A 24,399-nucleotide genomic window follows, 5' to 3' on the forward strand; every position below is an offset into this window, starting at 1 on the left:
CCTTCTTCACAAAAAGTTCAATATAAACGTATGTTTATTCGTTATCTAGTACGGTTAACGATTTTAAGTAAGCAATTAATGCTTCCATATCCTCATCGTTAATTTGGCCTTCATAGCCTGGCATTAATGTACCTTGCTTAAGAGATTTAGGATCTTTAATCCATTGTGCAAGTGCTCCTTCATCCTCGATGTCGAGATAACCAGCAAATACTTCTCGGTCACCAAAGTTCGTTAGCGTAGGTCCAGTTGCCATACCTTCGCCACCAACCGCATGACAGCCAATACAGCTTTGACTTTCAAAAACCTCTTGCCCTGCTGCCACTAATTCATCCTCAGGCTCTGCTGGCTCTGCTTGCATGCCTTCTACCCAAGCATCATAATCATCACGCTCAAGCGCAATTAATTTAAAATCCATTAATGCGTGTGAAGGTCCACACAGCTCTGCACATTTTCCTTTGTATACGTCGGCATAAGAAGCTTCTAGCCACATTTCATTCGTAATACCAGGAACCGTATCCATTTTACCGCCTAGAGCAGGAACCCAGAATGAGTGAAGAACATCTACTGAATGTAATTCAAACAATACTTTTTCTCCAACAGGAATGTAAACCTCTTGCCCTGCGGTGAATCCTTCATTCTCATAGTCAAACTGCCACCAATATTGATGTCCTGTTACTTTAATAACTACCGTATCCTCACCAACCTCAGGGTCAGGCTCTGTATCGGCCATCATAAATGTACCCGTTATAGTCGGCACAGCTAAGATGACTAATAAAAGAATTGGGATAACTGTCCATGTAATTTCTAATGCTGTATTTCCATGAACTTGTTTTGGAATTTCATCATCACCTGGTTTACGACGGAATTTTGCAAGAATGATGAAAAAGATTGCAAAAACGACAATTGTTACAAAAGCCATCACATAAATAGATAAAAGCATATTGTCTAATAGCCACTTAGCCTGTGGCCCTTTTGGATCAAGAGCCGTCAAATTTTCCTCACCACAGCCAGCTAATAATAGCAATAGTAAAGAAAATGGTAGAAAACGCCATGCTGTTTTCCAACGTTTCATCTGTAAAACCAACCTCACTTTCTTAAAGTAGTTAAAAAACTACATAAAAATATATATTTATAATCATTATTCACCTTTATTCTTCGTTCTATGAACAATTCCTAAAGATGAACAATAATCATAAGCACAAATAAAATCGTTAAATAATTTAAAGAATAGACAAACATTAAGCGAGCCCACTTTAAATCATCCTTCATTTTAAATCCAGCTAGTCCTAATACAAACCATCCTAAGCCTAGTAAAGCAGCAATGACTGTATAAACTATACCGAAAGGATAAAGCAATAGAGAAACAGGTAATAATGCCCCCACATAAAGAACAATCTGTCTCTTTGTCATCTCAAAGCCAGCGACAACTGGTAGCATCGGAATGCCAGCAGCGCGATACTCATCCACACGCTTCATAGCTAAAGCTAAAAAATGTGGCGGCTGCCAAAAGAACATAATAAAAAATAACAACCAGGCGTACATATGCAGACTTCCATCAATAGCAGCCCAACCAATTAAAGGTGGAACAGCCCCGGAAAAACTTCCAACAATCGTATTTAACGTAGTCGTCCGTTTTGTCCACATTGTATAAAGCACTACATATATAAATAGTCCGACAGCCCCTATAATGGCAGCCGTTGGAGTTGTTAACGAAAGCAGAATCATACCAATGATCGATTGCATACTACCGACTATTAGAATATGTTTTCCTGAAAACCTCCCTGTTACAGAAGGTCTTTTTTTGGTTCGCTCCATAATCGGATCAATATCTCGGTCTATGTAATTATTTAAAGTACAGCCGCCAGCCATTACTAATGCAGCTCCGAGAATTCCTAAAATAGCAGCAGGCAAATTAGAAATTAAGCCTGTACTTGTATAGTAGGCCGCTAAAAAAACACCTGCAAACGTCGTTATTAGATTAGAGGTTACTATCCCCTGCTTTGCTAATACTAAATAATCTTTCCATGAATTTTGCTGACTTACAGCAACTGATGAAACATGACCGCTAACGGTTTCAGCCGTTTTTGTCATCGTATCGGTCTTATTCATCAATGCCACCTCCTCAATATATATGAAAACGCATCTATTTGAAACCATTTTGTTGTAATTTCATTGCTTATTAAAAACTCATTCACATTATATCTTAAATTTCATTATCTTTCATCAAAATCGTGACTTTCACATTTTCTTCACAATTAGGATGTTCCTAAAATTGACACACTCGCTAAATTGACATTTATGCGGTTTATTTTTATGATCAAGGTTGTGAACAAATGTACCATTGCTTACTGTAGCATAAATCTCGACAATTTTATAGAAGGTAAGGTGAAATGAATGCATAGAGCATTAAAAACTTATGGCATTATCACCTCAATTGGTGTTCTTATTGTCTTATTACAAGGTGCGACTGTGACTAAGACAGAATCTGGAGAAGGCTGTGGTAAAACTTGGCCTCTTTGTTTTGGAGAAGTGATTCCCACAAATCCAGCGATTGAAACCATCATTGAGTATAGTCATCGAATTGTAGCCGCTTTGGTTGGTGCAATGATTCTAATTTTAGCCATGTGGTCTTGGAAAAAATTAAAGCACCTTCGTGAAGCTAGAATTTTTTGTTTAGCCGCTTTTATTTTAATCGTATTTCAAGGATTGCTTGGAGCAGGGGCCGTTGTTTTTGGACAATCTAGTGCTATTTTAGCGCTTCACTTTGGAATTTCGGCTATGTCCTTAGCATCGGTTGTTATTCTTACGATTTTAGCTTTTGAGGACCATCCAACCGGAAGGCAAATTGCACCTAAGGTAACGAAAGGGTTTAAATACTATGTATTTTTTGTATTAGCCTACTGTTATGCTGTCATTTATACAGGTGCCTACGTTAAGCATACCGGCGCTACTTATGCCTGTGACGGCTTTCCTACTTGTAACGGTATGTGGTTTCCAGGATTCTCTGGAATTGTAGGAGCCCATTATTTCCATCGAGTAACCGGTATGTTATTGTTTGCTTTTATTCTTATTTTACTCATTTGGACACTTATAAAGTATCGTCAACACCTTGTTTTAGTATCAACTAGTTTATTATGCTTATTGCTTGTACTAGCTCAAATTATTAGTGGAGTTTCTGTCGTTTTTGTGGTTGGATCTCTTACGATTGGATTATTACATGCTCTAATTGTTTCCTTACTATTTACTACACTTTGTTACATGGCTTTAGTTTTAACTAGAAATAAGACCCATTAATAAAAAAATAAAAAAAATCAAGCTCATTTGGGCTTGATTTTTTTATTTACGTAATGAAGCTTCATGAAGAGCTGCCAGTTTGCGCTCTAATTCTACTAAAAGCTGTTTGCCTTTCTCTTCCTCTACTAATTCAAGGCGGATTGCAAAGTCGATTTCTCTCGAAAGACCAAACATCTGTGTATCCAAAACCTCTTCGTAAAGGGGGCATTGAGGCATTGTTAAATTTTCCATCTGCACTTCAATCAACTTGCGGATTTTCTCCGCATCGGATTTAAGAAGGGCAAAGGCTTTTTCATTTTGACTTGTCACCATTTCCGTTGACATGTTGTCCCCTCCTTGAATGAAAATATCCTTAAAGTAATAGTATCTTTATTACGTAAAAAATGCAATCCTTTTACGTCAACTCTAGCAAAGAACATGATCCATTAAAAAATGCTCAATTCAAAAGAATCGGAAAGTAACTCAAGTAACTTCATCCCGGCAACACTATTTCCCTTCTCATCTAATGAAGGACCGTAAATTCCTATTCCTAGACGGTTAGGAACCGCACCTAGTATTCCACCCGATACACCGCTTTTTGCAGGAATGCCAACTTTTATAGCAAATTCCCCTGAAGCATTGTACATTCCACAAGTTACCATAAACGTTTTGACTAATCTCGCAACTTTTACAGGAATAATGATTTCATTCCTATCAAATCCTTTGCCTTCGTTTGCGATAACAAAACCAATTTTCGCTAAATCATGGCAAGTTAATTCTATCGCACATTGCTTGGTATAGTATTGTAACAAGTCCTCTATCTCTCCCTCGATTATATGATGTTGCTTTAAAAAATATGCTAGCGCTCTATTTAAATCAGCCGAGAGATATTCAGAGGAAGCTACTTCCTTATTATAAGAAATCGTATCATTCCCTGTCATTTTTCTAATAAGCTCTAAAAGTCTTTCTAATTTATGCTCTGGCGAATCTCCTTTTATTAAATAGCTAACCACTAACGCACCTGCATTAATCATTGGGTTGAGTGGCTTATTCGGCACTTGCGTTTCCAGTCTTGAAATAGAGTTAAAAGGATCACCTGTCGGCTCCATCCCTACCTTAGAAAATACTTCATCTTCTCCACAATCTATAATCGCCAGAGCTAATGCAAGCACTTTAGATATACTTTGTAATGTAAACAGTTCTTGACTATCTCCTGCTGTAAAACAAAACTCAGCACCATCAAAAATCGATAGAGCTAACACTGAAGGATTGGCTTCTTTTAATGCAGGAATATAATCGGCTACCTTCCCTTTATTTGTATGTTTTTTAGCTTCGATGACCATTTCTTCTAACTGTTTTTGCTTATGACAAACCACTCTTTCAGCCCCTTTTTGGATGATGTGACAAAATACAGCTTTCACTTTATACTTATATAGGATATTCATATATTGATTTCTTTAAACGCTAATCATCATAGTAGAAAGAACGGAATGATTTTAGGGAGGACTAAGTCTATGCAAGAATTTGTATTTTTTATTAAAGGAGAAGTCGAGCACCCATTAACGATTGATCCAACGGTTTGGATTTTTGATGAAAGAAAGATTGATTTAGATTTATTTTTTTCTAAAGGGCTAGAAACGACAGAGGATGCTGAATTAGCTTATCAAAAAGCGATTTCACAGCAATGGGATAAGGAAATTATTGAAGGCTCTGAGCCTCCAAACCCTAACGATAATGGAAACAAAATTGCTTATAACAAAAAAGAACTAACGACGAAATCTTACGGAATGCCTTTATTTCCATTCATCTTAAATACAAAGCCTAAACAAGGTACTTCAAAGCTTAGAATTGTGACGAGAGATGGAGAAAATCATATCCTTTCATTAACAGAAGCCAAAACACTTGTTGCTGGTTTCTCAAATGAAGGAAAACCTTTAAAAAATGACGGTCCGATTCATCTTTATTTTGGAGATGGTTCTAATCAAAAAAATCCAATAAAGAACGTCAATGAAATCATCGTTATGTAAGAAAAAGACCGGGACAATACCTCACGAATGAATGATTCCACCATTTTAGGTCTCCGCCTGTTTGCTCTCCCAAGACACATCGCGTCCGGTGGGGTGCTGCCGAATGAACTTTTTTTAAAGTAGATTTCGGCTTGGCCACTCTATCCCACTGGAGTCTCCGTGTCTTATGACCTCTAGCTTACGCCTTCTACCCTTTCAAAAAAACCCTCCTTTTCCACAGTAAGGAGGGTTTGGTACATTGCATACATGACACATCATTTCAAATTTTGCAATAGGATTTTCTTTAAAAGTAAATTCTGTCTCAGCTTATTTTTCATTATTTCCTATAATAAATCAGCTGCTAATTGCGCTAAGCCTGATCGTTCTCCTTTGACCAATTTTATATGACCACTTATGGACTGTTCCTTCATCTTCTCAACAACATAGGTTAGTCCATTATTAAATTCATCTAAATAAGGGTGGTCAATTTGCTTAGGATCACCCATTAAAACGATCTTACTACGCTCCCCTACTCTTGTAATAATCGTCTTGACTTCGTGCTTCGTCAAATTTTGTGCTTCATCTATAATAATAAGCTGCTCTGGTATACTTCTCCCTCTTATATATGTGAGTGCTTCTACCTGAATAGAACCCATTCCTGCTAGAATTCGATCCAATTCACCTGGCTTTTTTGTATTAAATAAAAATTCCAAATTATCATAAATTGGTTGCATCCAAGGCCTTAATTTTTCGTCCTTCTCTCCTGGTAAATAACCAATATCTTTTCCTAAAGGAACAACCGGTCTGGCCACTACTAATTTTTTATAAAGTCCTAAATCTTCTGTTTGCATTAAGGCAGCCGCTAAAGATAGAAGCGTTTTACCTGTACCTGCCTTCCCTATCATGGTGACCAAAGGTATATCTTCTCTTAATAGAAGCTCGAAAGCCATTCTTTGCTGGGCATTTCTCGGCTTTATGCCCCACACCTGTTCATTTTCTGCAATAAAGGCTTTCATAATCGTAACATGGGCATCTACAATAGCGAGCGCTGAGCCCGAGCCCCCTAAAGCATCCTTTAAAATAATAAATTGATGCGGTAAAAATGATTGGCCTTTAAATAATTGAAGAGGTAATTCGCCATTTTTAAAAAATTGCTGAATCGTTTCACTATCTACATATTTTTCGATATAGCCTTGATAAACATGGTCATATTCTACGACTCGATCACTTAGAAAATCTTCTGAATAAATACCAAGTGCGTCCGCCTTTACTCGAACAAGCGCATCCTTACTTACTAAAATCACTTGCCTTTTTTCACCTTCATTTTGTTCTATGGTTAAATTTAAAGCGACAGCAATAATGCGATTATCATTACTCATTTCTGCAAATGAATTTTTTAGCCTTTCAAAGGAGCGATGGTTCAATTCGACTCTTAGGGTTCCACCTGTTTCTTCTAGAGGCACACCCTTATCCAATCTCCCCAATTCCCTTAGTTTATCAATCATTTTTGAAAAGTGTCTGGCATTTCTACCTACTTCATCCATGTTTCTTTTTTTTGAATCTAGTTCCTCTAATACAATAGCTGGGATGACAATTTCGTGATCATAAAATGAATAAATGGAGTGAGGATCCTGTAAGAGTACATTCGTATCTAAGACGTAGATTTTTTTCAATATTCCGCCTCCTGACTGAAGTTCATTACACCTATTACTATAAAATATGCAGTCTGAATCATTATGTCCATAAAATCATCAATCTCCTCTTACTATTGAATGTATGAAGCAGGTTAAAAAGTTAGACGAGTTACTATTGATTTTATGAAGGTTTCACAGAATGTTGTGCTTTTGTATTAGCTGTAACCAATTAAACATTATTTGGAAAAGGTTTCTTTTTGTTATAAAAAACGTTACACTATTAATAGAACACATCAATATTAATAGCCAATTAATTTTTTAAATATTATTTTTAAAATTTCCTTAATAAAATTTTACCCAAAAATAAAGTTTTTCATGATGAACAACTTCTTTGAACAAACAGTATCAGTCGTTAAAAGGCGGTGTGAACGGATGCGAGTTAAATGCGTATTATGTGATAAAATCAATAAAATTGATGACCATTTATTTATAGCTAAAAGATTACGAAATCGTCCCATTCATACGTATATGTGCGATGAATGCCACGAGAGAATTTCTCTTCGTACGGAAGAGAGGAAAGCTACAGGTTATTTTGTTTTAAAGCATCAAAAAGAAGAAAAGAGTGAATGGATTTAAATCCATTCACTCTTTTTTTAGTTAGCTGTTTTTTTCTCATTTTCGTTACTTTGTCGATGGCGATGCAAACGATACCGATAGGCGCCTAATATAAGGGCGGATATAATTAAAACGGCTATCATTGGAGCACCAAATAAAAATTCTAAAAACCATAGAACAAAGCAGCCGATTAAAAGCATGACATAAATAACAACACTTTTTAATATCGGTAATTTTCTTGCAAAACCAAGATTAAATACGAGTATGGCTAACGCTACGATGACGATAAAAGCAAAAAAGCCATTCCACGGATTATTAACCGTTGCTTGCATTAGCCATGTCAAGCTTTCTAACTGCTCTTCCGTGTATGATTCATTCATGATTTATAGTAACACCCTTTCAATCAAGTCCGGAAATTGATTTATTTTTCAGCTAGTTTTTTCTTTTTTTCCACACGTTCTCGTTCAGACTTATTAAGAATTTTCTTACGTAAACGAATGGATTGAGGAGTCAATTCACAATATTCATCTTCATTTAAATATTCCAACGCTTCCTCTAATGTCATAATTCTCGGTTTTTTCATCGTGACTGTTTGGTCTTTAGTAGCTGAACGGACATTCGTTTGAGCTTTAACTTTTGTCACGTTAACCGTCAAATCATTCTCTCTTGTATGCTCTCCAACGATCATACCTTCATAGATTTCAGTAGTAGGCTCAATGAAAATCGTTCCACGGTCTTCTACCTGCATAATTCCATACTGGCTTGCTTTACCTGTTTCCATTGAAACAAGTACACCTTGACGTCTACCACCTACTTGACCTTGAGCCATTGGCTGATAGCTGTCGAATGAGTGATTAATAATCCCATATCCTCTTGTTTGAGTTAAGAACTCAGTCGTATATCCAATTAAACCACGAGCTGGAACCATAAACTCTAATCGAACCTGGCCATTACCCGAGTTCGTCATATTCGTCATTTCACCTTTACGCTCTCCTAGAGATTCCATAACTGCTCCTGTATATTCTTCAGGAACATCAATTTGAACTCGTTCTACCGGCTCAGAGCGGACGCCATCTATTTCACGAATAATCACTTCTGGTTTTGAAACTTGTAATTCAAACCCTTCGCGGCGCATATTTTCAATAAGAATAGATAAATGAAGCTCTCCACGTCCAGAAACAATCCAAACATCAGGAGATTCCGTTTGGTCAACTCTTAGACTTACATCTGTTTCAAGCTCTGCTAATAAACGCTCTTCAAGCTTACGGCTTGTCACCCATTTACCTTCTCGTCCAGCAAATGGACTATTGTTCACTAAAAACGTCATCTGCAATGTAGGCTCATCAATTCTTAATATTGGGAGAGCATCCTGATGTTCAACAGGACAAATGGTTTCTCCAACATTAATTTCTTCCAATCCTGATAAAGCAATTAAATCACCTGATTGTGCTGAGTTAATTTCAATTCTTTTTAGACCTAAGAACCCGAACATTTTTGTCACTCTAAATTGTTTAACAGTACCATCAAGTTTCATTAAGGCTACTTGTTGCCCTACATTAATGGAACCTCTAAATACACGACCAATCCCAATTCTACCTAAATAATCATTATAATCAAGCATCGTAACCTGGAATTGAAGAGGTTCTGCTGAATTATCAACTGGTGATGGAATCGTGTTAATGATTGTCTCAAATAACGAGCTCATATTTTCATCTTGTTTTTCATGATTTAAGCTTGCTGTTCCATTAATTGCTGATGCGAACACGACAGGAAAATCAAGTTGTTCTTCATCTGCTCCTAAATCTATAAATAGGTCAATAACTTCATCAACCACTTCTGTTGGTCTTGCAAAGTCACGGTCAATTTTATTAACAACCACAATCGGTGTTAATTTTTGTTCTAACGCTTTCTTTAATACAAAGCGAGTTTGAGGCATACAGCCTTCATAGGCATCTACTACTAGTAAAACACCGTCAACCATTTTCATAATTCTTTCTACTTCTCCACCAAAGTCAGCATGTCCAGGGGTGTCAAGTATATTAATACGGGTTTCCCCATAATTGATAGCAGTATTTTTAGCAAGAATTGTAATTCCACGCTCTTTCTCAATCGCATTAGAATCCATTGCTCTTTCATCTACTTGTTCATTATCACGAAATGTTCCTGATTGCTTAAGCATCTCGTCTACAAGCGTTGTTTTTCCGTGGTCAACGTGCGCAATTATAGCAATATTTTTTATATCATTACGATACTCTGTCATTCCATTCTCTCCTTCGATCAACTTTAACTGTATAAGTATATCACAACAAAATAAAAATAGGTAATTTGCTTAAAGATAAAAAAGAGTTATTTTTTTGTCACAAACTTTGACTTTTTCTTTTTCATAATTAAAGGTACACTATAAAAGTAGATTCAGCTTAGGGGGTTGTTGATTTGAAAAAGGAAAACATGTTATTTTTACTGTTAGCAACGATCACCGTATTTTGTATTATGATTATCGGAGTTGCTATAGCGGAAAGAAGTATTCTTATTGCTGCACTTGCAGTTCTAGGAATTATTATAGCGATGGGATTAGGATTTTCCCTACGAAAAAAAGAAAGAGAGTCTAGGGAAATCTAGACTCTCTGTTTTGCTTTTCAAACTATTCATTATCCATATCGTATCTAAAAAGTGGCTGAATGCCACTTTTTTTTATCACATGAATATTAAAGGTTACGTTTTACCGTTATATTTGTTTTATTTTCCAATGGTTTAATGATTGCACATATATCTTCTTTAGCATATTTTTCTTTCGCTTCTGCTACTTTTTTTGCACCAAGCTCTACTAAATCCAAAGGCATATCAATTTCTCGCCCTAAGGAAAGCGCTAACTGTATATCCTTATGTAATAACTCTACCGAGAATCTTGGGTTGAAGTTTCTGTTCAAGATAGCTTCAACTGACCAGTCCATACTTTTAGAAAATCCTGAACTTCTTTTAATGATATCATAGGCAATTTCCGTTGAAACACCACATTTTTCTGCCATCACATAGCATTCAGCAAGCGCTGCCTGATGAACCCCAATCAGCATATTGTTTAATAATTTTACCACTGTACCGCTACCAACTTTGCCAACATGTGCAATATATTCTCCATATGAAGATAGAATAGGTTTAACCTTTTCAAATGCTTCTTCTGTACCGCCACACATAATCGTTAATGTTCCAGCTTCGGCTCCCATTGGCCCCCCACTAACAGGAGCATCTAAAAATTCTCCACCTTTTTCAGTGATTAAATTAGATACATACGTATTGGTTTCCTGATCTACTGTGGAATGGTCCAATACAATTAAACCTCTATGTAGCCCTTCTAAAATCCCTTCATCACCCACATAAACTTCTCTTACGTTTTCAGGTAAAGGAAGGCAAGTCATTAGACAATCTACTTGCAAAGCCATATTTTTAGGACTTTTTGCAACTTTAGCCCCGTATTCAATAGCTTCTTGGGCCTTACCACGACCTTCTAAAACATAGGTTTCATAGCCAGAATCGATTAAATGCTTAACCATTGGTAATCCCATCGTTCCAACACCGATATAGCCAATTTTTTTCAAAATTAAACCTCCTCACCTAAATATGTGGACACCATTTCTTTATGAAGCTGTGGCTTTCCTACAATCACAGATTCAGCATCTAACAGAGTTAACGGGTCTCCTGTAAAGCTGGAAGCCTTACACCCTACTTCATGTAATAAAACTAAACCAGCCGCGTAATCCCAGGGAGAAAGCTTGACACTTATATAGCCATCTAAACGGTCAGCTGCAACATAAGCAATTTCAATCGCTGCCGCTCCATAGGAACGGATGCTTCTTACATCTCTAACTAACGCACTTAATGGATTTTGATAAGGATGCTTATTCTCCACTAGCCACTTACTATTTACAGCTATAATCGATTCAGCCAAAGCCCTTTCGCGAACTGGAGCAAGCTCTACACCATTTAAATAAGCTCCATGATCCTTTCTAGCTGAAAATAACTCATCACTCATCACATCATAAACGAGACCAATTTGTCCAACTCCATTATGATAAACGGCGACCGATATAGCAAAATTGTATTTTTGATGCACAAAATTCATCGTACCGTCGATAGGATCAATAATCCAAACAGTTCCTTCTAACGTATTAATATCCCCATCCTCTGATACTCCCTCTTCTCCTAAAAATCCATGATCAGGAAAGGTTTTTTTTATATTTTGATAAAAAAACTGTTCAGTTGCTTTATCAACTTCCGTTACTAAATCATTCACATTAGATTTTGATTCGACTTTAATTGGATTCTTTAAGGCTTCTTTGATACGTTCTCCTGCTTCAATCGTCCATTGTTTTGCAATTTCCTCAATCTCCATCCATGTTGACATACAAAGGCCACCTCTTTTTTTGAAAACTTACATTTTTTTAATTATGACATATTTACTTCAATAAAGATACGCAGAGCAATTAAAACCCTGATTTTACCTTCGCCACAAGAAAACCACTCTGAGATTCAAAGTGGCTTAAGTGAATGGAGCTTTTTATATCTTTCATTTTCAATGGTGTAAAAAGAATTCTTACTACTTTAAATAAGACATTTTACTTAAATCATTCCTTAACTGCTGCAATCTTCTAATGGAATCCTCTTTAGATGTCTCATCCTTCGTTCTTAGTGCATCATATAAACTCATTAGTTCATAATCTATTTCTAGCTTAATTACATTCAATCGTTCTTGATACTTTGGCCTTTTTTGATTAATGGTTTGCTTCATATACATCCACCTCTTTCAATAATCTAGTCAAGGTTCATTATTAACGAAACAGGAATGGTTACTATATTGTATTGTGAATAATAATAAAATGTTCATTAAGATTCATTTATTTTGTTATAAAATCTCTCGAAGTAAAAAAGCGATATTGACATAAGCTAATTTCATTAAAGAGTCCATTATTTATGTTAAAATAAGAACAAAGTATTTTAAAATAGGAGTGTTAAGTATATGGATTTTAAAGGCTTTAACCAAAATGACTTTAACGTCTTTCAATTAGAAGGCTTGGACAATAGAATGAGTGCTATTAAAGATTATATTCAACCAAAATTTGAAGCATTAGCGACAACCATTGAGCCTACACTCTCAAGCTTGTCAGGAGATGAAATGTATACTCATATCGCGAGGCATGCACGCAGAACGGTTAATCCACCGAATGATACATGGGTAGCTTTTGCTAATAATAAAAGAGGCTATAAAATGCTTCCTCATTTTCAAATAGGACTATTTGAATCGCATGTTTTTGTATGGTTTGCTGTTATATATGAATGTCCAATCAAAGCCTCATTTGCTGAGCTATTATTGAAACACCCTAATAAATGGCTAAAAGAGATTCCTAAAGATTTTGTTTGGTCGACTGACCATATGAAGCCAGATGCTCTCAAGCATAGTGATTTAAAGAAGCAGGATTTAATCGACATGTTTACAAAATTAAAGGAAGTAAAAAAAGCGGAGCTACTATGTGGGATTCACATTAATAGGGATGAACACATTCTTCAAAATGGACCAGCTCTTGTTGATAAAATCGAACAAACATTTAAGATTTTAACTCCTTTATATAACGTAGCTAAAAAATCTGCCGTTACTTCATAAGAGGCAGGTACAGAAAATCATTTTTAATTAGTTCATGTGTCGTAATTTGAAATACTGTTTATTAGATGTATTCTTAAATTAACAAACAGGACCGTCCTTCTTTTGAATAAGAAGGACGGTCCTGTTGAATGTGTAGATTCTCTATGAAAGCTAGCGGACACAAGGCACAGAGATTCCAGTGGAATAAAGTGGCCATGCCTAAATCCACTTTTTATAAAAGTTCATTCGGCAGCACCCCACCGGTCGCGCATGTCTTGGGGGAGCGAGCAGCCGTACACTATCATGTACGCAGTTAATCATGCTTATTGCCACAACATCATTTACTTAATTTGACAATTTAATGATAGGTTGTTCACTTTTAATAGCACTTTGAATGGCTTTATAAGAAGAGACGTTAGCTTGTTGATCAAATTTTTTAAACAACTGCTTCTCTTCGCTTTTAGAAGGAACAATTTCTTTAAAGCGACGGTATTTAAGTAGAAGCTCTTCTCGGTCTATCCCTTTACTATAAACCGCTTCTATTGCTTGATAAAGTGCTAAAACATCAACAACCTCTTCTTTAGACCAATCGAAAGAAATAGGCATTTCCATCTTCAGCACCTCCTTTCCGTTCTTCAACTACATAGTATGTACGTATCATATTATGCAATAATTGTAACTAAACATTCAATATTAATAAAAAAAGAATACATTGTACTGAAAATAATTATTTTTTTACTAGGAAAACTTATAGTGATTTGGTATACTCTTATTTGTTTTACGAAAAACGTTAATTTTATTAAGAAGAGGTGGCGCCATTGCCTTCACAATATGAAACTCCATTATTTAATGGAGTCAAACAGCATGCAGAGAAGCATCCCATTCCGTTCCATATTCCTGGTCATAAACAAGGAGAAGGTATGGATCCGGAATTCAGACAATATATTGGAGAACGAGCTCTTCAGATGGATTTAATCAACATTGCTCCTTTAGATGATCTTCACCATCCTAATGGCATTATTAAAGAAGCTCAAGAATTAGCCGCCCAAGCATTCGGTGCTGATTATACATTCTTTTCGGTACAAGGTACAAGCGGTGCGATTATGACGATGATTATGAGCGTTTGTTCACCTGGTGATAAAATTATTGTTCCACGTAATGTTCACAAATCAATTATGTCGGCTATTATCTTTTCTGGTGCTAATCCTGTGTTTATTCATCCCGAAATAGACCCTCATTTAGGCATTTCGCACGGGATTACGACAGATTCTGTTGAAAAAGCATTAGATGCTCATCCAGATGCTAAAGGAATATTAGTCATTAATCCAACCTATTTTGGCATATCTGGAAACCTAGAGAAAATAGTAGAGATGGCCCATGCTTATGAAATCCCAGTACTAGTAGATGAAGCTCATGGCGTTCATATTCATTTTCATGACCAATTGCCACTCTCAGCTATGCAGGCTGGAGCCGATATGGCCGCAACGAGCGTTCATAAATTAGGAGGAGCTCTAACTCAAAGCTCCGTTCTTAATATGAAGGAAGGTCTAGTTTCAGTTAAGAGAGTACAAGCGATTATCAGTATGCTAATGACGACTTCTACCTCTTATATACTATTATCATCACTAGATGTAGCAAGAAGAAGATTAGCCACAGAAGGAAGAGAACTTTTGTCAAGAACGATTGAACTTGCGGAAGATACGCGAATTCAATTAAATAAGATAGAAGGCATTTTATGTGTAGGGGAAGAAATTTTAGGTACAAAGGCTACTTATGATTTTGATCCAACGAAATTAATTATATCAGTTAAAGATTTAGGAATTACCGGTTCTGAAGCTGAAAGCTGGCTACGTGAGCGATATGCGATCGAGGTGGAATTATCTGATCTCTATAACATTTTATGCATCATCACCATTGGGGATGTCCCACATAATACAAGGCTACTAATTGATGCTTTAACTCAATTATCACTAGAATGCAAAGCGAATAATCGAGTTCATTCTCATAGTGAAATGAAAGTCTATGTTCCAGATATTCCAACATTAGCATTAACACCAAGAGACGCTTTTTATGCCGAAACAGAGGTTATTCCTTTCTTTGAATCAGCTGGTAGAATAATTGCTGAATTTATTATGGTTTACCCACCTGGTATTCCTATTCTAATCCCAGGTGAAATTATTACAGAGGAAAACCTAACGTACATCAGAGAAAATATAGAAAATGATTTACCTGTACAAGGACCAGAAGATCATACATTTTCTACTTTACGTGTTATTAAAGAGCATCAAGCCATTAAATAAAACTGATATCAGTGGGTAGGGTTGTCTACGGATGAACTTACCTGTTTTTTTTAAGCTCCAAGACTTTAGATTCCATCTTAAGTACCTAGAAGCTGAGACAGAGGCCATTTATCATAACTAACTACAAACAGAACCTTCCTTCTTTGTAATTAGAAGGAAGGTTCTTAACAACCCGCTATAAAATACGTAACCAAACGAATGATGAGGCACCATGTCAACTGATACTTTAAAAAATAACTTTGGTGTCACCCCACTCGACAATAAGTAGTCTTAAAAACACAAAACCGGTATACTGACAGCTATTACATTCACATTTATGCGTTTTGTTTCTGTCCCTTTTCTTCTTCAAGTTTTACTTGTATTGAAAATGGATGATGGTTTTCGTTAATATGGCAATTGTGGCAATGCTTTGGCATCATATAAATTCTTGCTACTTTTTCACCCTCCACATGCATAAGTGTCTTTTCGCAATGTTGACAAATAACCGTACCAATCATGTTAACCAGTCCCTTCAACCATATTTTGAAAGCGTTACACTTTATAAAATATGCTTCGTTGAAGAAAAAAGAAGTTGTTAGAATAGATAAGGCTTATTTTAATTTTTGGGGGTCGACAAACTTATAGCCTTTTTCCTGAATACCCTCTATGATATCGACCAACGCTTCATTTGTCCACTCTCGGTCATGAAATAATAAATTTGCTCCAGGATGAACAGATTCGACCATGATATCGGTTAATGCTTCTTTTTCCATATATTCTTTTTCCCAATCAGCACCGAAAGTCCAATTCATTAAGGTCATCCCTTCCTCCTTTACAAGCTCTTTAGCATAGTCTGTATTCGCACCAAATGGAGCTCTAAAAAAGCGCGGACGCTTATCAATGATTTCTTCAATTAGATCACTTAACCCAACAATCTCCTCATACTGTTCTTCTTCACTAATCGAAGTTAAGTTAGGATGATTTATCGTATGATTGCCTATTTCAAAGCCCATTTCATCCAATAATTTTAATTTTTCTTTTCCAGCTTCATCTTGTAAAAAATGACCATTCACAAAAAAAATGGCATGAACATCTAACTGATTTATCGCTTCAGCCATCTCAATTGAGAAATGTTCTGGTGCATCATCGATCGTGAGTAATACTAGATTTTCTTCCCCCTCCTCGATATGCTCTACTTGCCAATTATTTGAATTAATTTGATAAATGCGCTCCTTCTCTTCTTCTTCAGTCGTTTCTTCACCTTCTTGCTCTGTTTCTTCGATTTTTTCAGAGTCAAATGCCTCGGGAGCAATATCATTGTTTTCCATTTCCACTTCACTTGTCTCCTTAACCTCTTCAGACTCGCTCTCAGAATCTGATTCCATTGATTGTGAGTATGAACAAGCCGTTAATAGTAAACAGACTGTAAACAATAAGAGTTTAGTCATTTTATTCATTATGCTACTTCCCTTCTCAAGATTTTTTCTACTCTTTCTTTGTAGATTCAATAATACTATCGTTCTATGTATAAAATGTTGTCATGGTTCTCATACTACATTAGAATTTGCCATACTTAAAGGAGTTATTATGAAATACCCTTGGACAATCGGAAGAAGAGTTGTTAAAACAGGTGTTGCCGTATTCATTTCAACCATCTTATGTATCACCTTTAATGTGTCTGCCTCATTTGCCATTATTAGCTCCATTGTAACAATAGAACCTACTGTATATGCTTCAGTAAAAAAAAGCATCGTACGATTACCCGCTACTGCAATCGGTTCTTTTTTTGCCATTAGCTGCGATCTTTTATTAGGAGAAACCGCACTTACTTATGCACTTGTAGCTATTTTTACGATTACAGCTTGTACGCTTTTTAAACTCGATAGAAGTACATTAGTAGCCACTCTTTCAGCAACAGCCATGATTCCAGGAATGATTGACCCGAGCTACCTTGACATCTTATTTCGTCTATCAGGATCTTTTATTGGAATAACCGTCTCCACTATTGTTAACTTTTTCTTTCTCCCTCCAAAATTTGGTCCTATTCTTGTTCAGAAAATAAACACAATAAGTAATGAGATGTCAGCAACGTTTGAATTTCTACTATTAGATATTATGAAAGAAGAACAAATGGATCGTAAACAAAAAAGACTATTACTCGTAAAAAATAATAGTAATCAAATATTAAAAGCATTTGACCTTTTACAATATCAAAGAGATGAATGGAGATTTCGTGCTTCCTCTAGCTACGAACGTCGATCATTTGATTATTTACAAAAAAAGCTAGAACATATTCACCATTTGTCTTTACATTTAGGTAAAATTGCTCATCTGAGGCTTAATCATACTATTTCACAAGAGCAACGAAGCTTTATTAAACAAGTCATTCAATCTTATAAAAGCATTATGATCGATCCGCTCCATCAAATGAATACTGAACACATGAGCTTACTTGTAGATATAAAAAAAATGCTGAAACATTCGCAGCCTAATTCAAGCCTGACTATTGATAAGATAATGTATGAACTAGATTCAATCCATTCATCTTTAGAAGAGCTTGCTCAAATAACAAAAGATGAACGCTTTTTTTCCACTCAAGAGAAAAATTACCCTGATTATGTGTTTGCCTTTCGTTATGTAACAAAAAACTAATACTTGTTTCGTTTTTTTGAACGAGATATTACTATATGTACAAATTTGATTACATTTTGATTACTGAAGCAAAATTGTTTATACATAATGCTAAGATGGTCTATAAGAATTGATATTGACTTTTTAGGGATGTGACATAGATGAAAAAAGTAGCTTTTATCATATGTGTCTTTTCAGGAGTCCTCTTTTTCTCAGGATGTAATGACACGGCTTTATCAAATGACATTTCATTCTTAAATGCTACTGATGAACAAATTACGGTGCTTTTTTCCGATTCAAAACAAATAAAAAAAGAAGATAATTATTATGAAGCTTTTCTAGAGTTGCAAGGCGATAATCCAGACACAGTAGAGCCCTTTATTATAATCGATAAAGAGGATAGAAAGTATATCCGTTATTTCAATGTGGATACATTTCCTACGATGATTGTTTTAGAAGGAGATTATGAGCAGCTGCGACTAGAAGGACCACTTTCAAAGGATAAAATTCTCCACTCCTTAAAAGAAGTCATCCAGCAAAGAGCAAAATCTGATATTAAACTTCTCATTTCTCAATAATATTTCATTTAAAAAAGCGATCACTAGATTAAAATGGTGATGGCTTTTTTTGGTTGATCAACACAACGAAAAACACCTCGGTAGCATATAAGAATGCTCCGAGGTGTCGTATTTTCATAAATGAAAATGACTTATTTAACAATATGGATAGGCGTTCCTAATGCTACTTCAGCTGTTTCCATCGTAATTTCACCTAATGATGGATGAGCATGAATGGTTAGGGCAATATCTTCCGCTGTCATACCAGCTTCAATTGCAAGGCCTACTTCCGAAATCATATCAGATGCATTAGGTCCAGCAATTTGTGCTCCTAATACAAGCCCATCTTCTTTACGTGTGATAAGCTTCATAAATCCATCTGTATCATTTAAAGAAAGCGCTCGTCCATTTGCAGCAAATGGGAATTTAGCAGCTACGATATCATAACCTGCTTCTTTAGCATCTTTCTCATTATAACCAACTGTTGCTAATTCAGGATCAGAGAAAACTACAGCAGGAATCGCTAAATAATCAATAACTGATTTTTCACCAGCAATTGCTTCAGCAGCAATTTTACCTTCATATGATGCTTTATGAGCCAAAGCTGGTCCTTCTACTACATCACCGATAGCATAAATGTTGCTTACATTCGTACGACATTGATCATCTATCTTAATAAGTCCGCGCTCAGTAAGTTCAACACCGATTTGCTCTAAACCAAGTTCATCTGTGTTAGGCTTACGTCCAACTGTTACTAATACATAGTCAGCTTCAAACGTTTCTGTTTTTCCTTTGATTTCAGCCGTTACTTTAACGCCATTTTCCGTTTCTTCCACACCTTGAGCTAAAGCTTCTGTTTTGAAAGATACACCATTGTTTTTAAGACGTTTTTCAACAAGCTTAGCCATTTGCTTTTCGAAGCCAGGTAAGATTTGCTTTCCGCCTTCAAGAACAACTACTTCTGAACCAAGATTAGAATAAGCTCCTGTTAACTCAATTCCAATATAGCCTCCACCGATGACTACAAGCTTTTTAGGTACTTCTTTTAAAGCTAAAGCGCCCGTGGAATTAATGACTCTTTCCGTATATTTGAAAGAAGGAAGCTCGATAGGTCTAGAACCTGTCGCGATAATACAATTTTTAAAATTGTAAGTTTGAGAGCTTTTTTCATCCATTACTTTTACAGAGTTTTCAGATGCAAAGTAAGCTTCTCCTTGGATAAGCTCTACTTTATTTCCTTTTAATAATCCTTTAACTCCACCTGTTAACTTGTCAACAACAGTACCTTTCCACTCTTGAACTTTGTCAAAGTTCACTGAAACTTTTTCAGCAACAATTCCAATATCCTCAGAGTGAGTAGCGTCATGATATTTATGACCAGCGTTAATTAGGGCTTTAGAAGGAATACAACCTACATTTAAGCATACCCCTCCAACTGAACCTTTTTCTACAACTGTTACGGATTGACCTAGTTGAGCTGCGCGAATTGCTGCTACGTAGCCTCCTGGACCAGATCCAATAATAAGTGTGTCTACATCTTTTGCGAAATCACCAACAACCATTTCTTACCCCTCCATTAATAATAATTGTGGATCGTTTAATAATCGCTTCACATGATTCAAGGCATTCTGTGCTGTTACTCCATCAATTAAACGATGGTCATAGCTGATTGAAAGTGCAAGAACTGGCGCTGCAACAATTTCTCCATCTTTCACAACCGGTTTTTCTTCAATACGACCGATACCTAAAATCGCTACCTCTGGATGATTAATAACAGGAGTGAACCATAGACCACGAGCTGAACCTACGTTAGAAATGGTCGCACTTCCACCCTTCATTTCTGAACTACTTAGCTTAGCATCACGTGCTTTTGCTGCTAATTCATTAATTTCATCTGCAAGTGCATAAATGGATTTTCGATCAGCATCTTTAATAACTGGAACAAATAAACCATGCTCAGTATCAGCAGCAATACCAATGTTAAAGTACTTTTTATAAACGATCTCTTCATTTGCATCATCAATTGAAGCATTTAAAACTGGGTACTTGCGTAATGCCGAGGTTAAGGCTTTAACTACATACGGTAAATATGTTAGTTTTGTACCTTGTGCAGCTGCATCCTCTTTATATTGCTTTCTATGCGCAACTAATGCTGAAACTTCTACTTCATCCATGTGAGTTACATGTGGAGCTGTGTGCTTAGAGTTAACCATTGCTTTTGCAATAGCTTTACGCACTCCTTTTAAAGGTACGCGTTCTTCTAGCTCTCCAACTGGGATTGAAGTTGGTTCAGATTTAGTAGTAGCATTTTGGTTATCAGTAGAAGCCTCTTCTTTTTCTGTTGATGAAGAGTCACCACTTAGATATTGATCAATATCTTCTTTTAAGACACGACCATTTTTACCAGAACCAGAAACCTTTTTAATATTCACGTCTTTTTCACGTGCATATTTGCGAACAGAAGGCATCGCAATAACGCGTGTTCCATCTGTTTCTTCTTCTGTCTTGCTTGAAGAAGAAGTTTCTTGTTCTTCTTTCTTCTCTTCTTGCTTTGGCTCTTCTTTTGTTTCTTCTTGTTGTTCTTCCTCAGCTGGATTTGCATCACCAGCATCTATCGTTAAAAGTACATCTCCTACTATACTAACCGTTCCTTCATCAACCTTTAATTCAAGAACTTTACCCTCTACAGGAGATGGAATTTCAACAACCGCTTTATCATTTTGAACCTCAAGAAGAATATCGTCTTCTTTCACTTCGTCTCCAGCTTTTACAAACCATTTTACGATTTCACCTTCATGGATACCTTCTCCGATGTCAGGCAATTTAAACTCATATGCCACTTTAAGTGCCTCCCTTATTTTACATCTAGTTTGGCGAAGAGGAAAGCCAACAATTCGTCTTTCCTCTTCAAAAAAATGCTCTATTAGAAATTGACTACTTTATTAACTGTTGCAACGATATCCTTATGATCAGGCAACCAAGAATCTTCCATTGATGCAAAAGGATAAATAGTATCAGGTGCTGTTACACGAAGAACTGGAGCTTCAAGACTTAAAATTGCTCTCTCTGTTATTTCAGCTACAACATTTGCTGCAATTCCAGCTTGTTTTTGCGCTTCTTGAACAACAATTGCACGATTTGTTTTTTCAACAGAAGCAACTATTGTATCAACATCAAGTGGGCTCACTGTCATTAAATCGATTACCTCAACATCAATACCGTCTTTTTCTAGCTCTTCAGCTGCTTTTAATGAGGCATGTACCATCGCACCGTAAGTGACAATCGTTACATCATTACCTTCACGTTTAATATCAGCCTTACCTAACTCAATTGTGTATTCCTCTTCAGGAACCTCTGCACGGAAAGAACGGTATAATTTCATATGCTCTAAGAAAACAACCGGATCATTGTCACGGATAGAAGAAATTAATAAACCTTTTGCATCATATGGTGTAGAAGGTATAACTACTTTTAACCCTGGAGTTTGTGCCATTAATCCTTCTAAGCTATCTGCATGCATTTCAGGTGTTTTAACTCCACCACCGAATGGAGCACGAACCGTAATAGGAGTTGTTTGAGTTCCACCTGAACGATAACGCCAACGACTCATTTGACCCGCAACAGAATCCATTACCTCAAATAAAAATCCAAAGAATTGAATTTCCATAACTGGACGAAATCCTGTAAGTCCTAATCCGATCGCTAAACCACCAATTCCAGATTCTGCAAGAGGTGTATCGAAAACACGGTCTTCTCCAAACTCTTTTTGTAATCCTTCAGTTGCACGGAATACTCCACCATTTTGACCGACATCTTCTCCAAATACTAGAACATCTTCATTTGTTTTAAGCTCATTACGCATTGCATCCGTAATGGCTTGAATCATCGTCATTTGCGCCATTTTTTATTTCGACTCCTTTGCTGTAAATTCTTCCATTTGCTCGCGAAGATTAGCTGGGAGTTCGTCAAACATAACCCCGATTAAATCTGTTACTTTTTGCTTCGGAGCAGAGTCAGCTTCTTTAATCGCCGCTTTAATATCTTCTTTTGCTTTTTCTACGATTTCATTTTCTTTTTCTTCTGTCCATAATTTTTTCGCTTCTAAAAACTTACGGAAACGAACTAATGGATCTTTTTTCGTCCACTCATCATCTAAATCAGATGTACGGTAACGAGTTGGATCATCACCAGCCATTGTATGAGGACCATAACGGTATGTTAATGTCTCAATTAATGTAGGGCCATCACCATTAAGAGCACGATCACGAGCTTCTTTAGTTACAGCATAAACTGCTAATACATCCATACCGTCTACTTGAATTCCTTCAATTCCAGCAGCTGTAGCTTTTTGAGCAATTGTTTTTGCTGCCGTTTGTTTTTCAACTGGTACAGAGATCGCAAAGCGGTTATTCTGCACAATAAAAACAGCAGGTACATTATATGCTCCCGCAAAGTTCATTCCTTCATAGAAGTCACCTTGAGAAGAACCACCATCACCTGTATAAGTAATTGCAATGTTTTTATTTCCTTTTCGTTTTAAACCTAACGCAACACCAGCTGTTTGTACAATTTGGGCACCAATGATAATTTGTGGTACAGCAACGTTAAGTCCTTCTGGGAACTTACCTCCACCAATATGACCGCGTGACCATAGAAACGCTTGATGTAATGGCAATCCATGATAAACAATTTGAGGGATATCACGATAACCTGGTAAAATCCAATCTTCTTTATCTAAAGCAAATTGTGAACCAAGCATAGAAGCTTCTTGTCCAGCTACTGGTGCATAAAAACCTAAACGACCTTGGCGATTAAGAGAAATAGCACGTTGGTCCCAAATTCTCGTATAAACCATTCTTGTCATAAGTTCTTGTAGTTCTTCATCACTTAAATCTGGCATGGCAGATTCATTCACAATTTCGCCTTCTTCATTTAGAATTTGAAATGTCTCAAATTTTTCTTCGACTTGCTCTAAGGTTTTTGTACTCACTACCTTCACCTATCCTTTCTATTCGGAAAAAGTCTTACCTTTTTTCTGCTTTATTAGCTTTAATGAATGTTTCATGTTAACACCTATAAAAAATCCATTTTTTATAGTGCCCTATTGAACGCTCATTCATTAATATTGACTTTCTTTTCACTTTGATTACATGAAAACTAAACTGTATTAGTCTACCTACAGAAAAAGTAATACAATTTATCCTATCGACATTAGTCTACATCAATTGATTGTTTTACGTCAATCCTTTTATCTTATCTCAATATATCTATTGTTTTTTACTTATTCAATACCCAAAAACGCCCCTCTCTGTGTTATATATTAGAACACCTAAAAGTAATACAGTTTATCATACAAACGTTTACAATTCATTAATTCCCATTATACCTATAACCTATATACTCTTAAAACAAACATTATTAAGATTATGGAAAAGCAAAATTTGAATACAATTTATATAAGAAGTTGAAAGACCACTATGGTCATGACTATTCACCAGAAAAACTTGTACCCAAAGTCTGGCACACGTGATTCTTCTGGTTAAAAGAGATTGCTCTATTTGACTGAAAAGGAAAGATGGAAGGGACAGAAGTAAAAGAGAGAAATCTTTTCACCTGTAACCTTCGCTGAATCAGAACAACAGGCAAAAGAAATACTTCTATTCGACCTCATTTGATGTAAAAGCCCTAAAACGGTCAAAAGAGATTGCTCTATTCACCTTTAAAAAGTGCTTATTCAAAAATAAGGGCATAAGGAAGCCGCCTATTCACCTG

General features: G+C 36.2%; 25 protein-coding genes. 8 read left to right on the plus strand and 17 right to left on the minus strand.

Annotation, left to right across the window (positions count from 1 at the left end; genetic code table 11):
- Positions 1-34: 34 nt before the first annotated feature.
- Positions 35-1,072: a cytochrome c oxidase subunit II gene (gene coxB, locus AZF04_RS02405; RefSeq protein ID WP_061947393.1), complete on the minus strand. Its 1,038-nt coding sequence runs from the start codon at positions 1,070-1,072 to the stop codon at positions 35-37.
- A 101-nt stretch (positions 1,073-1,173) separates the two neighbouring features.
- Entirely contained in the window at positions 1,174-2,109 is a 936-nt protein-coding gene (cyoE, locus tag AZF04_RS02410) for a heme o synthase (protein ID WP_061947394.1), read from the minus strand.
- 285 nt (positions 2,110-2,394) lie between these two features.
- Here cyoE and AZF04_RS02415 point away from each other — a divergent pair, with 285 nt between their 5' ends.
- Entirely contained in the window at positions 2,395-3,294 is a 900-nt protein-coding gene (locus tag AZF04_RS02415; RefSeq protein ID WP_061947395.1) for a COX15/CtaA family protein, read from the plus strand.
- 42 nt (positions 3,295-3,336) lie between these two features.
- On the opposite strand, the gene AZF04_RS02420 is transcribed toward AZF04_RS02415, so the two are convergent.
- Positions 3,337-3,618, minus strand: a complete 282-nt coding sequence (locus AZF04_RS02420) for a YlaN family protein (protein WP_045480090.1) — start codon at positions 3,616-3,618, stop codon at positions 3,337-3,339.
- Positions 3,619-3,719: 101 nt separating this feature from the next.
- Positions 3,720-4,649: a glutaminase A gene (glsA, locus tag AZF04_RS02425; RefSeq protein ID WP_153017194.1), complete on the minus strand. Its 930-nt coding sequence runs from the start codon at positions 4,647-4,649 to the stop codon at positions 3,720-3,722.
- A gap of 138 nt (positions 4,650-4,787) precedes the next feature.
- On the opposite strand from glsA, the gene AZF04_RS02430 reads away from it, so the two are divergent.
- On the plus strand, positions 4,788-5,300 hold the full coding sequence (locus tag AZF04_RS02430; protein WP_061947396.1) for a hypothetical protein: 513 nt from the start codon (positions 4,788-4,790) through the stop codon (positions 5,298-5,300).
- Positions 5,301-5,623: 323 nt separating this feature from the next.
- Here AZF04_RS02430 and AZF04_RS02435 read toward each other — a convergent pair whose 3' ends face one another.
- Positions 5,624-6,952, minus strand: coding sequence for a PhoH family protein (locus AZF04_RS02435; RefSeq protein WP_045480088.1), 1,329 nt, complete (start codon positions 6,950-6,952; stop codon positions 5,624-5,626).
- Positions 6,953-7,345: 393 nt separating this feature from the next.
- On the opposite strand from AZF04_RS02435, the gene AZF04_RS02440 reads away from it, so the two are divergent.
- The gene (locus AZF04_RS02440) at positions 7,346-7,549 is read left to right on the plus strand and encodes a YlaI family protein (RefSeq protein WP_045480087.1); all 204 of its coding nucleotides are present in this window, start codon (positions 7,346-7,348) and stop codon (positions 7,547-7,549) included.
- Positions 7,550-7,566: 17 nt separating this feature from the next.
- Here the strand turns inward: AZF04_RS02440 and AZF04_RS02445 are convergent, their stop codons facing one another.
- On the minus strand, positions 7,567-7,908 hold the full coding sequence (locus AZF04_RS02445; RefSeq protein ID WP_052340033.1) for a YlaH-like family protein: 342 nt from the start codon (positions 7,906-7,908) through the stop codon (positions 7,567-7,569).
- A gap of 41 nt (positions 7,909-7,949) precedes the next feature.
- Positions 7,950-9,788 (minus strand): translational GTPase TypA, encoded by a 1,839-nt coding sequence (typA, locus tag AZF04_RS02450; protein WP_061947397.1) that lies wholly within the window; start codon positions 9,786-9,788, stop codon positions 7,950-7,952.
- A gap of 173 nt (positions 9,789-9,961) precedes the next feature.
- Between typA and AZF04_RS02455 the strand changes: the two genes are divergently transcribed.
- Positions 9,962-10,147 carry a DUF5325 family protein gene (locus AZF04_RS02455; RefSeq protein ID WP_045480084.1) on the plus strand — a complete coding sequence of 62 codons (186 nt, stop codon included), beginning with the start codon at positions 9,962-9,964 and terminating at the stop codon, positions 10,145-10,147.
- A gap of 86 nt (positions 10,148-10,233) precedes the next feature.
- On the opposite strand, the gene AZF04_RS02460 is transcribed toward AZF04_RS02455, so the two are convergent.
- From AZF04_RS02460 to AZF04_RS02470, 3 genes are all read right to left on the minus strand, one after another.
- Positions 10,234-11,121, minus strand: a complete 888-nt coding sequence (locus AZF04_RS02460) for an NAD(P)-dependent oxidoreductase (RefSeq protein WP_235599901.1) — start codon at positions 11,119-11,121, stop codon at positions 10,234-10,236.
- Positions 11,122-11,123: 2 nt separating this feature from the next.
- Positions 11,124-11,927, minus strand: a complete 804-nt coding sequence (locus AZF04_RS02465) for an inositol monophosphatase family protein (protein ID WP_045480080.1) — start codon at positions 11,925-11,927, stop codon at positions 11,124-11,126.
- Between the two features lie 192 nt (positions 11,928-12,119).
- Entirely contained in the window at positions 12,120-12,311 is a 192-nt protein-coding gene (locus AZF04_RS02470; RefSeq protein ID WP_045480079.1) for a hypothetical protein, read from the minus strand.
- A 228-nt stretch (positions 12,312-12,539) separates the two neighbouring features.
- Here AZF04_RS02470 and AZF04_RS02475 point away from each other — a divergent pair, with 228 nt between their 5' ends.
- Positions 12,540-13,181 carry a YktB family protein gene (locus tag AZF04_RS02475; RefSeq protein ID WP_061947399.1) on the plus strand — a complete coding sequence of 214 codons (642 nt, stop codon included), beginning with the start codon at positions 12,540-12,542 and terminating at the stop codon, positions 13,179-13,181.
- A 324-nt stretch (positions 13,182-13,505) separates the two neighbouring features.
- Here the strand turns inward: AZF04_RS02475 and AZF04_RS02480 are convergent, their stop codons facing one another.
- Positions 13,506-13,778: a UPF0223 family protein gene (locus AZF04_RS02480; protein WP_174522649.1), complete on the minus strand. Its 273-nt coding sequence runs from the start codon at positions 13,776-13,778 to the stop codon at positions 13,506-13,508.
- A gap of 200 nt (positions 13,779-13,978) precedes the next feature.
- On the opposite strand from AZF04_RS02480, the gene AZF04_RS02485 reads away from it, so the two are divergent.
- A complete protein-coding gene (locus AZF04_RS02485) occupies positions 13,979-15,460 on the plus strand; it encodes an aminotransferase class I/II-fold pyridoxal phosphate-dependent enzyme (RefSeq protein WP_061947400.1) in 1,482 nt (493 codons plus the stop codon).
- A 314-nt stretch (positions 15,461-15,774) separates the two neighbouring features.
- On the opposite strand, the gene AZF04_RS21740 is transcribed toward AZF04_RS02485, so the two are convergent.
- Together AZF04_RS21740 and AZF04_RS02495 are read right to left on the minus strand one after the other, a co-directional pair.
- Positions 15,775-15,957, minus strand: coding sequence for a GapA-binding peptide SR1P (locus AZF04_RS21740; RefSeq protein ID WP_045480069.1), 183 nt, complete (start codon positions 15,955-15,957; stop codon positions 15,775-15,777).
- Positions 15,958-16,050: 93 nt separating this feature from the next.
- A complete protein-coding gene (locus AZF04_RS02495; RefSeq protein ID WP_064504015.1) occupies positions 16,051-16,896 on the minus strand; it encodes a polysaccharide deacetylase family protein in 846 nt (281 codons plus the stop codon).
- Between the two features lie 130 nt (positions 16,897-17,026).
- Here AZF04_RS02495 and AZF04_RS02500 point away from each other — a divergent pair, with 130 nt between their 5' ends.
- Positions 17,027-18,091 (plus strand): FUSC family protein, encoded by a 1,065-nt coding sequence (locus AZF04_RS02500; protein WP_045480066.1) that lies wholly within the window; start codon positions 17,027-17,029, stop codon positions 18,089-18,091.
- 140 nt (positions 18,092-18,231) lie between these two features.
- Positions 18,232-18,648 carry a thioredoxin domain-containing protein gene (locus AZF04_RS02505; RefSeq protein ID WP_045480063.1) on the plus strand — a complete coding sequence of 139 codons (417 nt, stop codon included), beginning with the start codon at positions 18,232-18,234 and terminating at the stop codon, positions 18,646-18,648.
- Between the two features lie 131 nt (positions 18,649-18,779).
- Here the strand turns inward: AZF04_RS02505 and lpdA are convergent, their stop codons facing one another.
- The 4 genes from lpdA to pdhA form a co-directional block, all read right to left on the minus strand.
- Positions 18,780-20,189, minus strand: coding sequence for a dihydrolipoyl dehydrogenase (lpdA, locus tag AZF04_RS02510; RefSeq protein ID WP_045480060.1), 1,410 nt, complete (start codon positions 20,187-20,189; stop codon positions 18,780-18,782).
- Between the two features lie 3 nt (positions 20,190-20,192).
- Positions 20,193-21,467 carry a dihydrolipoamide acetyltransferase family protein gene (locus AZF04_RS02515; protein WP_045480058.1) on the minus strand — a complete coding sequence of 425 codons (1,275 nt, stop codon included), beginning with the start codon at positions 21,465-21,467 and terminating at the stop codon, positions 20,193-20,195.
- A gap of 83 nt (positions 21,468-21,550) precedes the next feature.
- Positions 21,551-22,528: an alpha-ketoacid dehydrogenase subunit beta gene (locus tag AZF04_RS02520; protein ID WP_061947401.1), complete on the minus strand. Its 978-nt coding sequence runs from the start codon at positions 22,526-22,528 to the stop codon at positions 21,551-21,553.
- A 3-nt stretch (positions 22,529-22,531) separates the two neighbouring features.
- Positions 22,532-23,617 (minus strand): pyruvate dehydrogenase (acetyl-transferring) E1 component subunit alpha, encoded by a 1,086-nt coding sequence (pdhA, locus tag AZF04_RS02525; RefSeq protein WP_061947402.1) that lies wholly within the window; start codon positions 23,615-23,617, stop codon positions 22,532-22,534.
- Positions 23,618-24,399 lie beyond the last annotated feature (782 nt).

This window comes from Alkalihalobacillus trypoxylicola, assembly GCF_001590785.1.
GTDB classification, from domain to species: Bacteria; Bacillota; Bacilli; order Bacillales; family Bacillaceae_D; genus Alkalihalobacillus; species Alkalihalobacillus trypoxylicola.

Bases quoted from the DNA above. Each gene is read 5' to 3' on its own strand.
- coxB (WP_061947393.1), bottom strand. From the start codon at position 1,072: ATGAAACGTTGGAAAACAGCATGGCGTTTTCTACCATTTTCTTTACTA.
- cyoE (WP_061947394.1), bottom strand. From the start codon at position 2,109: ATGAATAAGACCGATACGATGACAAAAACGGCTGAAACCGTTAGCGGT.
- AZF04_RS02415 (WP_061947395.1), top strand. From the start codon at position 2,395: ATGCATAGAGCATTAAAAACTTATGGCATTATCACCTCAATTGGTGTT.
- AZF04_RS02420 (WP_045480090.1), bottom strand. From the start codon at position 3,618: ATGTCAACGGAAATGGTGACAAGTCAAAATGAAAAAGCCTTTGCCCTT.
- AZF04_RS02430 (WP_061947396.1), top strand. From the start codon at position 4,788: ATGCAAGAATTTGTATTTTTTATTAAAGGAGAAGTCGAGCACCCATTA.
- AZF04_RS02440 (WP_045480087.1), top strand. From the start codon at position 7,346: ATGCGAGTTAAATGCGTATTATGTGATAAAATCAATAAAATTGATGAC.
- AZF04_RS02445 (WP_052340033.1), bottom strand. From the start codon at position 7,908: ATGAATGAATCATACACGGAAGAGCAGTTAGAAAGCTTGACATGGCTA.
- typA (WP_061947397.1), bottom strand. From the start codon at position 9,788: ATGACAGAGTATCGTAATGATATAAAAAATATTGCTATAATTGCGCAC.
- AZF04_RS02465 (WP_045480080.1), bottom strand. From the start codon at position 11,927: ATGTCAACATGGATGGAGATTGAGGAAATTGCAAAACAATGGACGATT.
- AZF04_RS02470 (WP_045480079.1), bottom strand. From the start codon at position 12,311: ATGAAGCAAACCATTAATCAAAAAAGGCCAAAGTATCAAGAACGATTG.
- AZF04_RS02475 (WP_061947399.1), top strand. From the start codon at position 12,540: ATGGATTTTAAAGGCTTTAACCAAAATGACTTTAACGTCTTTCAATTA.
- AZF04_RS21740 (WP_045480069.1), bottom strand. From the start codon at position 15,957: ATGATTGGTACGGTTATTTGTCAACATTGCGAAAAGACACTTATGCAT.
- AZF04_RS02495 (WP_064504015.1), bottom strand. From the start codon at position 16,896: ATGAATAAAATGACTAAACTCTTATTGTTTACAGTCTGTTTACTATTA.
- AZF04_RS02500 (WP_045480066.1), top strand. From the start codon at position 17,027: ATGAAATACCCTTGGACAATCGGAAGAAGAGTTGTTAAAACAGGTGTT.
- AZF04_RS02505 (WP_045480063.1), top strand. From the start codon at position 18,232: ATGAAAAAAGTAGCTTTTATCATATGTGTCTTTTCAGGAGTCCTCTTT.
- lpdA (WP_045480060.1), bottom strand. From the start codon at position 20,189: ATGGTTGTTGGTGATTTCGCAAAAGATGTAGACACACTTATTATTGGA.
- AZF04_RS02520 (WP_061947401.1), bottom strand. From the start codon at position 22,528: ATGGCGCAAATGACGATGATTCAAGCCATTACGGATGCAATGCGTAAT.